The sequence below is a fragment of the Massilia sp. 05N420 genome (assembly GCF_056397205.1).
The window spans coordinates 21,741-35,688 of sequence record NZ_JBFTMX010000054.1; the positions used below are offsets into that span (position 1 = coordinate 21,741).

Consider the following 13,948-nt stretch of genomic DNA (forward strand, 5'->3'; position numbering starts at 1 on the left):
TGGCGCCGCAGCGTATCGCGCCGAACAGTCGCCCGCCTGAATATCCGCTAGCCCTCGAGCTTCGCCAGCTTGCCCAGACAACGCCGCTGGAAATTGTCGAGTCCGTCGGTGACGAGGCTGTCGTCTTCGCCGATCACGCCGGCGTCGATCAGCAGGCGCAGCTTGGCGATGCGGTCGCCCTGGGCCAGGGCTTCGGCCAGGTGGTCGCTGCCCGGCTCGCCGGCGTGGGCGATGGCGTCGACGACTGCCTGCGGGAAGCTCCAGTGGGCGGCGATGGCGGAGGAAAGCTGGCGGCTGGCGGCCAGCAGCTGGGCACCGAAGTCGCTGGAGCCGGGCACGCGGCCGTCGGTGCAGATGCGGTCGGCCAGGCGGAAGGCGACCACCAGGCCCACGTTCTGCATCAGGCCGGCCAGGTAGGCTTCGAACACGCCGGTGCTCAGGCCCGGCGCCATCAGGCTGGACGCCAGCGCGCAGCTGACCGACTGGTTCCAGACCTGGGGCGCGGCCTCGCGGGCGAAGCCGTTCGCCTGCATGTTGATGAGGGGACGGAAGGCGATGCGCGCCAGCAGCATGCGCAAGCCGTTCTGGCCGAGCATCATGATGGCGGCCTCGACGTTCTTGACCGGGGCGATCGGGCGGTAGTAGGCGCTGTTGGCTTCGCGGATGACCTCTGCCACCAGCACCACGTCCTGCGCGACMTGGCGGGCCAGGTCGGCCACCGAGGCGTCTTCGTCGCTCAGACTGGACAGCAGTTTGGGAATCGCTTCCGGCACGCGCGGCACCAGCCCGGCGGCTTCGCCCGGTTGCGCGCTCAGCTGGTGTACCGAGTCGAGGATGCGGGTCTCGACCTCTTCGGGGGCGGCGTAGCCGCGCGCCGCGGTCAGCCAGCGGTAATAGCTTGCTTCGATGTCGGCCGCGAGGTCGGCCGCCTGTTCGTCGGGCGCGGCCGCCGGAACGGCTGCGGCGGGCGCATTCTCGGGGGCGCCGCGCAGGCGGTTGATCCAGTTCTTCATAGCCGCGCAGGGAGCTGTCGTCCACGCTCGGATTCTTCAGCTCGGCGCTCAGGCGCTCGTGGTCGAGCTCGCCTTCCCACTTCGACACGACGATGGTGGCGACGCCGTTGCCGATGATGTTGGTCAGGGCGCGGCATTCGCTCATGAACTTGTCGATGCCCAGGATCAGGGTCATGCCCGCCACCGGGATGGTCGGCACCACGGCCAGGGTCGCCGCCAGGGTGATGAAGCCGGCGCCGGTGATGCCGGACGCGCCCTTCGAGGTCAGCATCGCCACCAGCAGGATGGTCAGTTCCTGGGTCAGGGTCAGGTCGGTGTTGGTTGCCTGGGCAACGAACAGGGCCGCCATGGTCATGTAGATGTTGGTGCCGTCGAGGTTGAACGAGTAGCCGGTCGGAACCACCAGGCCCACCACCGATTTCGGGCAGCCCAGCTTTTCCAGCTTGCGCATGATGGCCGGCAGCGCGCTTTCCGACGAGCTGGTGCCCAGCACGATCAGCAGCTCTTCCTTGATGTAGGAGAGGTAGCGGAAGATCGAGAAGCCGGTCAGGCGGGCGATGATGCCCAGCACGATCACGACGAACAGGGCGCAGGTCAGGTAGAAGGAACCGACCAGCGAGGCCAGCGGGATCAGCGACTTGACGCCGTATTTGCCGATGGTGAAGGCCATCGCACCGAAGGCGCCGATCGGGGCGGCCTTCATGATGATGTTCACCACGCCGAAGATCATGTGCGACAGGGTTTCGATGCCGCGGGTGATTGGACGGCCACGCTCGCCCATCATCGACAGCGCGAAGCCGCACAGGATCGCGATCAGCAGCACTTGCAGGATCTCGCCCTTGGCGAACGCATCCACGAAGGTGTTCGGGATGATGTTCATCAGGAAGTCGGTCGTCGTCAGCGCCTTGGTCTTGTCGGTGTACTGGGCGATCGAGTGGGTGTCGATGGTGGCCGGGTTGACGTTGAAGCCGGCGCCCGGCTTGATGACGTTGGCGACGATCAGGCCGATCGCCAGCGCGAAGGTGGACACGACTTCGAAGTAGAGCAGGGCCTTGCCGCCGACGCGGCCGACCTTCTTCATGTCCTGCATGCCGGCGATACCGGCGACCACGGTACAGAAGATGACCGGGGCGATGATCATCTTGATCAGTTTGACGAAGCCGTCTCCCAGCGGCTTCATCGCAGTGGCGAGGCCGGGATCGAAGATACCCAGCAGCACGCCGACAATAATCGCGAACAGTACCTGGAGGTACAGTACTTTATAGAATGGTTTTTTCATGATCGGGCTTCATGAGCGAATGATAGTGCCGTCATCATTACTGAAAATATCTGCGCCAGCTATTGTGGAAAACCGCAACGCCGGCACGTATAACCCATCCTACGCTTCCTGAATGTCAGGAGCGCCCGATTGGCGGGCGCACCCCGGGATCACGGCGCCTTACCGGCGCCGATCAGTCGCGGCGATACACCGTGCCCGCCTTCATCACGAAGCCCACCTTGCGCAGCGCCGCGATGTCGGCGGTCGGGTCGCCCTCGACCGCGATCACGTCGGCCAGGCTGCCGGCCTGGATCGCCCCCAGGTCCTTCTTGCCGAGGATGTCGCCGGCGACCACGGTGGCGGCGCGCAGGGCCTCGGTCGGCGTCATGCCCAGGCGCACCATCCACTCCAGCTCGCGCTCATTGCTGCCGTGGGTGAACACGCCGACGTCGCTGCCGTTGCCGATGGTGACGCCCAGCTTGTGCGCCAGGCGGAAGGCGCGCGCCGCTTCCTGCATGCCCGGGGTCGGCGTGCCGCCGCGCACGTGCTTCTGGAAATATTCACCGATCGCTTCCGGCGCGGTCAGGGTCGGCACATAGGCGGTATGGCGCTCCAGCATCAGCCTGAAGGTCGCCTCGCTGGCGCCGTAGCCGTGCTCGATGCTGTCGACGCCGGCCAGCACGGCCATGCGGATCGCGTCGTCGCTGCTGGCGTGGGCCGCCACCTTGCGTCCGGTCACGTGGGCGGCCGCCACCATCGCCTTCATTTCTTCCAGGGTGAAGGTCGGACGGGTGCTGCCGTCGATACCGGTGCGGTAGTCGGCATAGAACTTGATCCAGTCGGCGCCGTGCGAAGCCTGTTCGCGCACCGCCTTCGTTACTTCGTCGACGCCGGTGGCCTGCTGGGCGCCGTAGGGAATCTCCATGTCCGGACGGTAGTTGCGCTCGGCCGGGCCGTAGCTGGCGGTGGCGACGATCGCGCGCGTCGCCACCAGCAGGCGCGGCCCCGGCACCTGGCCTTCTTCGATGGCGCGCTTGATGCCGACGTCGGCGTAGTCGACACCCTCGGTGCCGAGGTCGCGCAGGGTGGTGAAGCCGGCCTGCAGGGTGTCGGCGGCATGGCGCACCGCCAGCGCGATGCGGTAGGCCGGCGCTTCCCTGATCACCTGGTCGTCCCAGGTGGTTTCGTTATACGGGTGCAGCAGCAGGTGCGAGTGCAGGTCGATCAGGCCGGGCAGCAGGGTCTTGCCGGGCAGGTCGATCCGTTCGGCATCCGCCGGCACGGCCAGCCTGTCGGCCGGGCCGACGGCCTGGATGCGGCCCTGGGCCACCAGTACGCCCCAGCCGGCATGCGGCGCGCCTTCGCCGGTCCAGACCTTGTCGGCGGTGAGCAGCACCGGACGCTGCTCGGCGGCGCGCGCGCCAGCGCCCAGCAGGCTAAGGGAGGCGAGGGCGGTGAGGGCGATTTTCCTGGTCCAGCTCGGCATGCTTTTTTCCTTCTGAGGGTGAATTTGCGGAAACGGAATCATAGCGGACGGGACTTCTTTGCGGTCAAGAAAACATTTGCATAAATGAAATATTTAGCTTGTGTTAATAATTTTTTGGCAATACTATCGGTTTGCTGTATTGACTCGACCGCATGCCGGGGCGTGGGTCCGGCATACCTATAACCATAAGCACAGCAAGACCATTCCGAGAGAGGACACCGCATGAAAACGAAGTGTTCGAGTTCCATTGCACTATGTGTAGCCCTGGCTTTCCTGGGGACCGCGCCGGCGGCATTCGCCCAGGCCGGCTCCGGCGTCAAGAGCCAGCCCGCAGCACCGTTCTGGCAGAACGTGGGCGGCGGGATCCAGTCATCCTCCAGCCTGACCCAGGCCCTCGGCGCCTCCGCAAGGTTGCCCGAGCTGCAGCTCAAGCGTTTTCACGCTGCCACGCTCGACCTGCCCGGCATGAAGTCGTTTACCGCCGGCGCGCCGCGCGAGCGCCTGGCCGCCGGCGCCACCGCCACCTCGAGCACCCTGACCATTTCGCTGCCCCACCCTGATGGCGGCTACCAGCGCTTCACCCTGGTCGAATCGCCGATCATGGAGGACGAGCTGGCAGCCAGGCACCCCGAGATCAAGACTTATCGCGGCAAGGGCATCGACGACCCGAACGCCAGCCTGCGCATGGACATCACCCCGCTCGGCCTGCACGCCTCGGTCCGTTCGCCGAACGGCGGCTGGTACGTCGATCCCTACTATCGCAACGACACCAGCGTCTACGCCGCCTATACCCGCGCCGACCTGATCAGCCCGCGTGGTCCGCTGATCGAAGGGAGCCTCGACCAGGCCACGCTGAGCGTGTCGCGCGGCTTCGTCGGCGAAGGCGACAATGTCGAAGTGCGCGGCGCCGGCTTCGCGCCGGGCGCCAGCGTCAACCTCGAACTGCACGCCGAAGGCGACAGCGTTCCCCTGCAGAATCTCAGCGCCACCGCCGGCAAGGACGGCAGCTTCAGCATCGCGCTGCCGGCCGGAGCCAATCCTGGCGCCTACGAGATCAGCGCGGCCGACGGCGGCGCCAGCGCCGCCTTCCACGTGGTCGGCCAGGACGCGACGCCGATGGCCAGCGCCGGCGGCACGCTGCGCACCTACCGCCTGGCGCTGGTGACCGACCCCTCGTATGCCGCCTATTTCGGCGGCGACCCGGCGAATGTGACCGCGGCCAAGGTCACGCTGATCAACCGCGTGACCCAGGTGTACGAGGATGAGACCTCGATCCGCCTGGTGCTGATCAACGGCACCGAGGCCCTGAACCTCGACACCGCCGCCAAGATGACCGGCGCCAACGGCCCCTGCGGCGGTTCCGCCTGCTTCACCGCCGCCCAGGCCTCCACCTGCGGCAGCGGCACCCTGTCGCGCAACCGCGTGGTCGCGGGCCTGCTCGCCGGCGCCAGCAATTTCGACGTCGGCCACATCGGCCTGGGCCTGAACGGCGGCGGCATCGCCAGCCTGGGCGTGGTCGGCGGCACCAGCAAGGCCCAGGGCTGCACCGGCATCCCGACCCCGAAAGGCGATTTCTACGCGGTCGACTACGTGGCGCACGAGATGGGTCACCAGTTCTCGGGCAACCACACGTTCAACGGCACCATCAGCAACTGCGCGAGCACCAACCGCAACGCCGGCACCTCGGTGGAGCCGGGCAGCGGTTCCTCGATCATGGCCTATGCCGGCATCTGCGGCACCGACAACCTGCAGACCCACAGCGATCCCTACTGGTCGCAGCGCAGCTTCGACGAGATCACCGCCTACACCTCCGCCGCCGAAACCTCGGTGAGCGAAGTGCAGATGGGCGTGCTGACCGGCTTTGCCGGCACCCAGCAGTTCCAGCTGTCGTGGAACGGCAAGCTGTCGGCGCYGATCGTGCGCGGTTCCAACTTCACCACCGCCGGCATCAAGGCGGCGATCGAGAACATCGCCGGCTGGCAGGCCGGCGGCACGGTTGCGATCAGTGCGCTGACGGATACCGGGTTCACGATCACCTTCGGCGGCACCCTGGCGAACACCAACGTGCCCTCGCTGGAACTGCTGAACTGCAGCGGCGGCTGCACCGGCTACGTCGGCGAGATCACCGCCGGCGGTCCCACCACCCGGCGCGGCACCCTGTCGGGAACCGGCAACACGCCGCCGGTCGTCAGCGTGACGCCGTCCTACACGATCCCGGTGCGCACGCCTTTCGTGCTGACCGGCAGCGCGACCGATGCGGACGGCGACGCCCTGACCTATATGTGGGAGCAGAACGACCGCGGCGCCGCCACCGGCACCGGCCTGGTGAGCAACGTCAAGACCAACGGACCGCTGTTCCGCCAGTTCGGCCAGCGCGCCATCGTCAACAACACCGACACGCTGGAGTATGAATCGCCGGGCGAGAACACCGTGACCGGCGAGCCGACCCGCGTGTTCCCGGACATGAAGCAGATCCTGGCCAACAATACCAACGCGGAAACCGGCGCCTGCCCGACGGCTTCGCCCACGCCGACCGCGGACCAGATCGAGTGCTTCTCGGAGTTCCTGCCGACCGCGGCCTATGTCGGCGTGGCGGGCGTGAACGCGAGCCCGGCCTCGCTGAACTTCAAGCTGACGGCGCGCGACGGCCGTGGCGGCATCAACAGCGCCATCACGACCCTGGTGCTGGCCCCGGCGGCCGGTCCCTTCCAGGTCACCGCGCCCAACACGGCCGTGACCCTGGATGCGGGCGTTCCGCAGACCGTCAGCTGGAGCGTGGCGAACACCAACGTCGCGCCGGTTTCGACCAGCAAGGTGAGGATCACGCTGTCGACCGACGGCGGCGCGACCTGGCCTTACGAGCTGGCGGCCAGCACGCCGAACACCGGCAGCGCCAGCGTGGTGCTGCCGCGGGTGGCCACCAGCGCCGCGCGCATCAAGGTGGAAGCCGTGGGTAATGTGTTCTTCGACGTGTCCAACGCGAACTTCACCATCAACCTGCCGCCGGTGGCCGGCGACGTCGATGGCGACGGCGCGGTGAGCTGCGCGGATGTATCCATCGTCAAGGCCCTGATCGGCAAGCGCAACGGCCAGGCCGGCTTCGATGCCCGCGCCGATGTCAACAAGGACAACGTGATCGACATCCGCGACCTGAGCTATGTGAACGCGCGCCTGCCGCAAGGCAGCAGCTGCAATTGACCGCATCCTTAACAAATCCGGAGAAACATGATGAAAAATTGGAAAAAAATGCTGGGCGCGGCGGTACTGATGGCCAGTTGCGCGCAAGCCTGGGCGGCGCCGATCCTGTCGACCGTCGCGACCAAGTCCAGCGACGGTTCGACGGTCAGCGTTGCCGTGATGATCTCGAATATCGCCGACCTGTATGGCTATCAGTTCAGCCTCGGCTTCGCCCCCGGCCTGCTGAAAGCGACGGCTTATACCGCCGGCGACTTCCTGGGTGACGCCAACACCGCGATGCAGGACGTCGTCGATCTCGATAACGCCTCCGGCCTGGTGAGCTACGCCTTCGGTTCGCTGTTCAGCGCCGTGCCGGGCATCAGCGGCAGCGGCCTGCTGGCCACCATCAGCTTCAATGTGCTGGGCGCCGGCGAGTCGCCGCTGTCGTTCTCGGATGTCCTGTTCCTGGACAGCAATCTGAACGACATCGCCGTGACCGCCCTCGATACGGCGGTCCAGACCGGCAGCGACGTGCCGGAGCCGGGCAGCCTGGCCTTGCTGGCCCTGGGCGCGGCTGCGGTGGGGGCGGCGCGGCGGCGCCGTGCGGCCGCGATGGCCTGAGCGGCCGTAGCAGGCGAGTAGGAGAGGCCGGCCTTGTGCCGGCCTTTTTAGTTGAAGCGGGTAAATTCGAATGGTTTTTGATGCAGATCAAGCAACGGGTTTGAACAAAGATTAACGCGTTCATAAAATTGCAAACAGTTCACATTTGTGGCTCTTTTGCAATTTATGCGTGATAAAACGAACGATTCCATCGATGCGATCGCCCTCGAGATCGGCCTCGACCGGGAGGAACTGGCCGCCCGCATGGCCTTCCTCGAACTGGGCGAAGGGGATGTCGCGCTGCTGCGCGAACTGCACGGCCTGATCGACAAGGACCTCGATACCTTTTCGGACAGCTTCTACGATCACATCCTGAGCTTCCCGGAACTGCAGGCCCTGATGGAGGACGGCGGTACGGTGCAGCGCCTGAAGCACGCGCAGGCCGGGTACTTTCGCAGCCTGAGCGCCGGAGAGTATGGCGAGACCTATATCCGCGACCGCCTGCGCGTCGGCCTGGTGCACCAGCGCATCGGCCTGGAGCCGAAGTGGTATATCGGCGCCTACCGCAAATACCTGGCCGAGATGATCGAGCTCCTGTGGGAGCGCCTGCACGCCGAGCCGCGGCGTTTCCGCGCCGCCTGCGACAGCATCCTCAAGGTCGTCTGCCTGGACATGGGCCTGGCGCTCGACACCTATGCGCATGCCGACCAGCGCAGCGTGGTCCAGTACCAGAACTACCTGGAGCAGGTGATCGACGGGATGCCGGCCGGCCTGATCGTGGTCGACGACGAATACCGGATCCGCTCGATCAACGCGACGATGCTGCAGATGCTCGGCATTCCGGACGACGCGGTCGAGGCCCAGCCCCAGCTCGACAGCCTGATTCCGGCCCCCGAGCTGGCCGAACGCATGGCGGCCGCGCTGGCCTCGGGCGCGCCCCAGGACGGCGTGGTGGTCACCGTCGACGGCCATGCCGAAGGAGCGCGCTACTTCGAATTCAATATCCGGCGTACGCGCCAGGCGGGCGGCGCGATGCTGCTGCTGATCGGCCAGGACATCACCTTCCGGCGCCAGGCCAAGTTGCGGCTGCAGGAAAGCGAGGAGTTCTTCCGGTTGACCTTCACTCAGGCCGCGGTCGGGATCGCGCTGCTGTCGCGCGAGGGCCGATTCGTGCGCGTCAACCGCAGGCTCACGCGCATCGTCGGCTTTACCGAGATCGAACTGCTGCAGCGCTTCGTCCACCAGATCACCCACCCGGACGAGCTGCTCGAAGACCGGGTGCTGATCCGGCGGCTGGTCGATGGCGAGATCCGCGATTTCCAGCGCGAGACCCGCTACGTGGCCAAAGGCGGCAATCCGATCTGGGTAACCGTCAGTGCCTCCGTGATGCGCGAGGTCGCCAGCGGCCAGCTGCGGCTGATCATCGCGGTCGAGGATGTCTCGCGCCGCAAGCAGGCCGAGGAAGCCCTGCAGCGCATGGCCAGCCACGATGCGCTGACCGGCCTGCCGAACCGCACCCTGTTGCAGGACCGGCTGGCAAACGCCATCGCCCAGGCCCAGCGCACCAGGCGCCAGGTGGGCGTGATGTTCATCGATCTCGACCGTTTCAAGCACGTCAACGACAGTCTCGGGCACGAAGCCGGCGACCAGATGATCATCGAGATCGCGCGCCGCCTGGCCTGCGCCCTGCGCGAAAGCGACACCGTGGCGCGCCAGGGCGGCGACGAATTCGTGGTGGTGCTGCCCGACCTGGCCTGCGCGGACGACGCGGCGCTGGTGGCGCAGAAGCTGCTGGCCCAGCTGTTCCAGCCGCTGACCCTGTGCGGCACCGAGCTGTTCCCGACCGGCAGCGTCGGCATCGCGATGTATCCGCGCGACGGGACGGATTGCCATGCGCTGCTGAAGGCGGCCGACACGGCGATGTACAGTTCGAAGGCCGAGGGCGGCAATCACTTCCATTTCTATACGGCGGACATGGGCATGCACGCCGAGGAGCACCTGAAGGTCGAGGCAAGGCTGCAGCGCGCGCTCCAGCGCGGCGAGTTCGCGCTGTATTACCAGCCGCAGTTCGACGTCGCCAGCGGCTGCGTGGTCGGCCTCGAAGCGCTGCTGCGCTGGCGGCCGGAAGGGCGGGAGATGGTCCTGCCGGCCGATTTCATCCCGCTGGCGGAAGAAACCGGATTGATCGTGCCGATCGGCGAATGGGTGCTGGCCACCGCGATGGACCAGCTGGCGGCCTTGCAGCGCATCGGCCTTGGCCCGCTGCGGATGAGCGTTAACGTGTCCGCGCGCCAGTTCCAGCAGCAGGACCTTGCCGCCCAGGTGGAGCGCCTGGCCGCGCGCAGCGGCTGCGATCCTGCCGCGCTGACCCTGGAGATTACCGAAACCCTGCTGATGGAGAGCCCCGCCGTGGCCGCCGAGACCATGGCCCGCCTGGCGACGATGGGCGTGCAGCTGGCGATCGACGACTTCTGYAGCGGCTATTCGAGCCTGGCCAACCTGAAGCGCTTCCCGATCCATGGACTGAAGATCGACCGCTCCTTCGTCGCCGACATCGAAACCGACAGCGACGATGCCGCCATCGTCGCGGCCGTGATCGCCCTGGCCGCGTCCCTGAAGCTGGACGTGACGGCGGTGGGCGTCGAGAGCGCCGGCCAGCAGGACTTCCTGAGCGCGCACGGTTGCCGGCGGATGCAGGGCTACCGCTTCGGCGCGCCGGTGCCGGCAGCGGACATCGAAGCGCTGCTGCGGGCGCGGCGGGCGGAAGCGGCGGCATGAGGAAACCCTTGTGGAGTGTATTGCGGCGCTGCGAAGCCGAGCGGCGCCGCCTCGAGCGCGCCCTGGTGGAGCGGCTGTCCCGCGACGACCTGACCGGGCTGCCGAACCGGCGCGGCATCCTCGACCTGCTGGAGGCCGCGCTCGATGCCGCGCGCCGCGATGGACGGGTGCCGGCGGTGCTGGTATTCGATGTCGACGAATTCAGGAAGATCAACGGCAGTTATGGCCACGCCGGCGGCGACGAGGTGCTGCGCGAGTGCGCGGCGCGGCTCGCGCGCCTGCTGGGTCCGGACGACATGCTGGCGCGGCCAGGCGCCAACCAGTTCATCGTGGTGCAGCCGGATTCCGGCATCGATGCGGCCGCGCGCCTGGGCCGGTCCATGCTGTGCTGCATGCGCGATTCCTTCGTGCTGGGCGGCCAGCGCCTGTTCCTGTCGGCCAGCATCGGCATCGCCACCGCACCGCCGGCGCCGTGCACGCCGGCGCAGCTGCTGCAGATGGCGGAGGTGGCGCTGGATTCGGCGCGCGCCGGCGGCCCGGCCCAGATGTGCTTCCACCGCGCCGAGATGGAACAGGTGATCCGCGACCGCGTCGACCTCGAATCGATGCTGCGCCATGCGATCGGACGCGGCCAGCTCGCCCTCCAGTACCAGCCACGCGTGGGTCCGGACGGCGGCATGGCCGGGGTCGAAGYCCTGGTGCGCTGGCGCCATCCGGTGCTGGGCCTGGTGGCGCCGGCACGCTTCATCCCGCTGGCGGAGGAAACCGGCATGATCGAGCAGCTCGATATGTGGGTGCTGCGCGAAGCCAGCGGCCGGGCCGCCCGCTGGCGCCACGAAGGCCTGCCGCTGGGCCGGGTGTCGGTGAACCTGTCGGCGCGCCAGTTCCAGCAGGCCGGCCTGACCGCCCAGGTAAGCGCCGCGCTGGCCGGGAGCGGCCTCGATCCGGCCGGCCTGGAAATCGAGATCACCGAAAGCACGGTGATGCGCGACACCGCCAGGGCGGTCGAGGTGCTGCGCTCGCTGAAGGGGCTCGGGGTCGCGTTGTCGATCGACGATTTCGGCACCGGCTATTCGTCGCTGAGCTACCTGAAGCGCTTCCCGCTCGACGTGCTGAAGATCGACCGCGCCTTCGTCAAGGACGTGGTCGACGACCGCAGTGACGCCGCGATCACCCGCGCCATCATCGACCTGGCGCATGGCCTGAACCTCGAGGCGGTGGCGGAGGGTGTCGAGACCGCGGAGCAGGTGGCCTTCCTGAAGGCGAACGGCTGCGACGAGTTCCAGGGGTATTACTTCAGCTCGCCGGTATGGCCGGAACAGCTGGAGCGGCTGTTGACGAAAGACCTTCCCTATCCAATCCTCTAACCGGTACAAGCAGGGCTGTTCATGCTGAATAAACTCACCAAACAACTCACTATCAAGACGCGCCTGATCCTCGTGATCGTGCTCCTGGGCCTGGAACTGATCGTCGGCGCCACCGTGGGGCTGCTCAGCCTCGGCCACGCCAACGACCAGCTGCACTCGCTGTACGACGACCGCATGGTCTGCCTGGGCCAGCTCGACCGCATCGTGCGGCGCCTGAACCTGAACCAGCTGGCCGCCGCGGAAGCCCTGAACGCCGATCCGGGCGCGGTGCCGGCCCTGCTCGAGAATATCGCCCGCAACAAGGTGTTCATCGACGAACAATGGAAGGCCTACAGCGGCACCAGGATGACGGAACGCGAAAAGGAGCTGGCCGCAGGCTTCGTGCGCGCCCGTGGCCGCTTCGTCGGGGAGGCCCTGCAGCCGGCCGTCGAGGCGCTGCGCGCCCGGGACATGGAGCGCGCCAAGGCCCTCGTGCAGGGGCCGATGATCGCGCTGTTCGTGCCGGTGCGCACTGCCGTCGACGGCCTGATCCAGCTCCAGCTGGACGAAGYCGGCCGGGCCAGCAGCGAGTCGCAGTCCACCTACGAGATCGTGCGCCTGGTCTGCCTGGGCGGCATGGCCTTCGGCCTGGTCCTGGCCGGCGTCGTCGGCGCGATGCTGATCCGAGGGATCGTCGCGCCGCTGGAAGAGGCGGTGCGGGTCGCCGGCGCGGTGGCCGGCGGCGACCTGACCCAGAGCATCGCGGTGACGGCGCAGGACGAGACCGGGCGCCTGATGCGCGCGCTGAACGAGATGAACCGCGGGCTGGCGAGCCTGGTGGGCCGGGTGCGCGGCGGTACCGACACCATCGCCACGGCTTCCGGCCAGATCGCGGCGGGCAACCTGGATCTGTCCTCGCGCACCGAAGAACAGGCGGCCTCGCTCGAGCAGACCGCGTCTTCGATGGAGGAGCTGACCGCGACCGTGCGCCAGAACGCCGACAATGCGCGCCAGGCCAATGCGCTGGCGCTGTCGGCCTCCGAAGTGGCCAACCGGGGCGGCGCGGTGGTGGCCGAGGTGGTCGGCACCATGGGTGCGATCGACGCTTCGGCCACGCGGATTGCCGACATCATCGGCGTCATCGACGGCATCGCCTTCCAGACCAATATCCTGGCGCTGAACGCCGCGGTCGAGGCCGCGCGCGCCGGCGAGCAGGGACGCGGCTTCGCGGTGGTCGCCGGCGAGGTGCGCAACCTGGCCCAGCGCAGCGCAGCGGCGGCGCGGGAAATCAAGGCCCTGATCGACGATTCGGTGCGGCAGGTGCGCCACGGTTCGGCGCTGGTGGACCGCGCCGGCAGCACGATGCAGGAGATCGTCGGCAGCGTCGGCCGGGTCACCGGCATCATGGGCGATATCATGGCCGCCAGCCAGGAGCAGGCGGCGGGCATCGAACAGGTGAACCAGGCGATTGCGCAAATGGACCAGGCCACCCAGCAGAACGCGGCCCTGGTCGAACAGGCCTCCGCCGCCGCCCAGGCCCTGCGCGAAGAGGCGGACAGCCTGGCGGCCGCGGTGCAAGCCTTCCGGCTGAACGGTTCAGCCCTCCAGGTCCCCCAGCGACTGCTCGACGCCCAGCTGCACGTCGCGCAGGAAGGCACCGCCCTTGTCCGATAGGGCGATGCCCGGCACCGCCAGTTCGACCAGGCATACCAGGGCCTGGCGGAACCATTCCATGTCGGTGCCCATCAGGGGCAGGGCGTGGGCGTCGATCATGTAGTAGACCGCGCGGCTCAGGAGATTCGGATCGCGCCCGGCGCGCGCGATGCCGGGCGCGAAGTCGATGACTTCGCGGTGGAAGCGGTCGGCCAGGGTTTCGAGGATGTCGTTCGAGACTTGCGGCTGGCCGGCGGCCAGCACGACCCGGGCCAGGTCCAGGCAGGCGTCCTGCAATTCCCGTTCGTCGAGGCGCTGAGTCATGGATGTGCTGCTTTCTTGCGTTGAAAAAAGCGCAGCATGCCATGAATCGGCGATTCGCGCCGGCCGCGGCCTTGCTCGAACTTGCGTTCGTACTGGAGGCGCAGGCTGCGATAGGTGGCGCTGGTGGCATCGCGTTCGGTGGCGCCGAGCGCATTCGCATACAGCATGCCGYGCGCGCCGTTGACGTCGGCGCCGAGCTTGCCCGACCAGCGTGGTTGCTGGTCGAGACGGTTGCCGGGGCCCGGCACGGTGTCGACGCTCGACCAGTTGCGGCTGAGGTTGCCGCGCAGTTCGAGCGGCAAGGCCGCCCCGA

The 13,948-nt window shown here is 67.5% G+C and carries 9 protein-coding genes and 1 pseudogene; 5 read left to right on the forward strand and 5 right to left on the reverse strand.

Annotation, left to right across the window (positions count from 1 at the left end; translation table 11 throughout):
* Window positions 1–47 precede the first annotated feature (47 nt).
* The 3 genes and pseudogenes from AC1DIX_RS24760 to AC1DIX_RS24770 all read right to left on the reverse strand — a co-directional run bounded on the left by AC1DIX_RS24760 (window position 48) and on the right by AC1DIX_RS24770 (window position 3,757).
* On the reverse strand, window positions 48–1,013 hold the full coding sequence (locus AC1DIX_RS24760; RefSeq protein ID WP_477328038.1) for an HDOD domain-containing protein: 966 nt from the start codon (window positions 1,011–1,013) through the stop codon (window positions 48–50).
* 34 nt (window positions 1,014–1,047) lie between these two features.
* Window positions 1,048–2,295: pseudogene (locus tag AC1DIX_RS24765) on the reverse strand (dicarboxylate/amino acid:cation symporter); the annotation flags it as partial.
* A gap of 169 nt (window positions 2,296–2,464) precedes the next feature.
* A complete protein-coding gene (locus tag AC1DIX_RS24770) occupies window positions 2,465–3,757 on the reverse strand; it encodes a metal-dependent hydrolase family protein (protein ID WP_477328039.1) in 1,293 nt (430 codons plus the stop codon).
* Between the two features lie 222 nt (window positions 3,758–3,979).
* On the opposite strand from AC1DIX_RS24770, the gene AC1DIX_RS24775 reads away from it, so the two are divergent.
* The 5 genes from AC1DIX_RS24775 (at window position 3,980) to AC1DIX_RS24795 (ending at window position 13,332) form a co-directional block, all read left to right on the forward strand.
* Window positions 3,980–6,955: a reprolysin-like metallopeptidase gene (locus AC1DIX_RS24775; RefSeq protein WP_477328040.1), complete on the forward strand. Its 2,976-nt coding sequence runs from the start codon at window positions 3,980–3,982 to the stop codon at window positions 6,953–6,955.
* Between the two features lie 30 nt (window positions 6,956–6,985).
* Window positions 6,986–7,555: a cohesin domain-containing protein gene (locus AC1DIX_RS24780; RefSeq protein ID WP_477328041.1), complete on the forward strand. Its 570-nt coding sequence runs from the start codon at window positions 6,986–6,988 to the stop codon at window positions 7,553–7,555.
* Between the two features lie 165 nt (window positions 7,556–7,720).
* Window positions 7,721–10,312: an EAL domain-containing protein gene (locus AC1DIX_RS24785; RefSeq protein WP_477328042.1), complete on the forward strand. Its 2,592-nt coding sequence runs from the start codon at window positions 7,721–7,723 to the stop codon at window positions 10,310–10,312.
* On the forward strand, window positions 10,309–11,679 hold the full coding sequence (locus AC1DIX_RS24790; RefSeq protein WP_477328043.1) for a putative bifunctional diguanylate cyclase/phosphodiesterase: 1,371 nt from the start codon (window positions 10,309–10,311) through the stop codon (window positions 11,677–11,679). The genes AC1DIX_RS24785 and AC1DIX_RS24790 overlap by 4 nt, the downstream gene beginning before the upstream one ends.
* A gap of 21 nt (window positions 11,680–11,700) precedes the next feature.
* Window positions 11,701–13,332 (forward strand): methyl-accepting chemotaxis protein, encoded by a 1,632-nt coding sequence (locus tag AC1DIX_RS24795; RefSeq protein WP_477328044.1) that lies wholly within the window; start codon window positions 11,701–11,703, stop codon window positions 13,330–13,332.
* Here AC1DIX_RS24795 and AC1DIX_RS24800 read toward each other — a convergent pair.
* A complete protein-coding gene (locus AC1DIX_RS24800; protein ID WP_477328045.1) occupies window positions 13,255–13,635 on the reverse strand; it encodes a hypothetical protein in 381 nt (126 codons plus the stop codon). The two genes, AC1DIX_RS24795 and AC1DIX_RS24800, sit on opposite strands and share 78 nt — an antisense overlap.
* Complete coding sequence (locus tag AC1DIX_RS24805) at window positions 13,632–13,937, reverse strand: hypothetical protein (protein ID WP_477328046.1); 306 nt, start codon at window positions 13,935–13,937, stop codon at window positions 13,632–13,634. Before AC1DIX_RS24805 ends, AC1DIX_RS24800 begins: the two co-directional genes overlap by 4 nt.
* Between the last annotated feature and the right edge of the window lie 11 nt (window positions 13,938–13,948).

Bases quoted from the DNA above. Each gene is read 5' to 3' on its own strand.
- AC1DIX_RS24770 (WP_477328039.1), bottom strand. From the start codon at position 3,757: ATGCCGAGCTGGACCAGGAAAATCGCCCTCACCGCCCTCGCCTCCCTT.
- AC1DIX_RS24780 (WP_477328041.1), top strand. From the start codon at position 6,986: ATGAAAAATTGGAAAAAAATGCTGGGCGCGGCGGTACTGATGGCCAGT.
- AC1DIX_RS24800 (WP_477328045.1), bottom strand. From the start codon at position 13,635: ATGACTCAGCGCCTCGACGAACGGGAATTGCAGGACGCCTGCCTGGAC.